The sequence below is a fragment of the Enterococcus raffinosus genome (genome assembly GCF_001886185.1).
GTDB lineage: Bacteria > Bacillota > Bacilli > Lactobacillales > Enterococcaceae > Enterococcus_A > Enterococcus_A raffinosus.
The window spans coordinates 1-783 of record NZ_JXLA01000109.1 but is presented as its reverse complement, the minus strand read 5'-3'; the positions used below and the strand labels follow the sequence as shown (position 1 = coordinate 783).

At 40.4% G+C, this 783-nt stretch carries 1 protein-coding gene; it reads right to left on the bottom strand.

Annotation, left to right across the window (positions count from 1 at the left end; genetic code table 11):
- Nucleotides 1–73: 73 nt before the first annotated feature.
- Nucleotides 74–783, bottom strand: a 710-nt coding sequence (locus tag RV13_RS20405) for a transposase (RefSeq protein ID WP_143142311.1), incomplete at its 5' end; no start/stop codon positions are given.

Genomic DNA, 783 nt, shown 5'->3' with positions numbered 1-783 from the left:
TGAGCTAATTTCATAATTCGCTTTTATAAAAAAATCAACACTCATCCAATTTCAAAATTGTCATTTTTTAAAGCTAAGATGCGGTTTCTTTTTCTAGTTTCTGGTTGTTCAATCGTTGGACTGCGTACCTTTTGACATTATAAGCTAGCTGAATAAGCAGAAGTTCTATCTCGACTAATTCTGCTTTATAGTGAGTTGTCTGATTCAATTTCATGTTTTCTTTCAGGTCTCCGTTTACTCGTTCAACGGCACTACGTTTAGCGTACAATTTCTTCCAACTGTGTGTTCCTCGAGCTGGATGATTGAACTTGCGCGGGTCTGTCTGTTGTTTGATCTTGATTACTTTTTGACATAAACCCTCGTTCTGGAGCGGGCAAGAGCGACAACGCTTTTCTGGTAACGTGTATTTCAAAGCCCCGTAACGTTTATCAAAACTATCGTAGGTGTAGCCTTCTTCAATTAGACAGGTCGGGGCATACTCAGTTGTCCACTCGCCGTCATTTTTAGCCACCCGTTTCAATGGAATGATCGGCTCAAAATCAAGGATGTGTGCCTCTTCGTAGAGGGCTTTCACATCATAACCTTTGTCAAAGATCATGTGAATGTTCGCTAAACCAAGTCGGTTGACATCTCGGATTAATGGAATAGCTACACTCATATCCGCAATATGAGCAGAGGTCAAAATACTGGATAAAATATACTGACTTTTCGTGGTTACTGCTAAGTGAGCCTTGTATCCATGCCAAAAAACGTTTTTCCCTTTACTGTTCACTTTGATGCCCC